Annotated in this window: 1 rRNA gene; it reads right to left on the reverse strand. The window is 51.7% G+C overall.

The annotated features are described in order from the left end of the window. Window positions 1-234, reverse strand: a 23S ribosomal RNA gene (locus tag AO242_RS25440); the annotation flags it as partial.

Consider the following 234-nt stretch of genomic DNA (forward strand, 5'->3'; position numbering starts at 1 on the left):
CTATCGGTCAGTCAGTAGTATTTAGCCTTGGAGGATGGTCCCCCCATGTTCAGACAAGGTTTCTCGTGCCCCGTCCTACTCGATTTCATGACAAAGAGATTTTCGCGTACAGGGCTATCACCCACTATGGCCGCACTTTCCAGAGCGTTCCGCTAATCTCAAAGCCACTTAAGGGCTGGTCCCCGTTCGCTCGCCACTACTAAGGGAATCTCGGTTGATTTCTTTTCCTCAGGG

The sequence above is a fragment of the Pseudomonas sp. ICMP 561 genome, assembly GCF_002699985.1.
In the GTDB taxonomy this organism is placed as follows: Bacteria; Pseudomonadota; Gammaproteobacteria; order Pseudomonadales; family Pseudomonadaceae; genus Aquipseudomonas; species Aquipseudomonas quasicaspiana.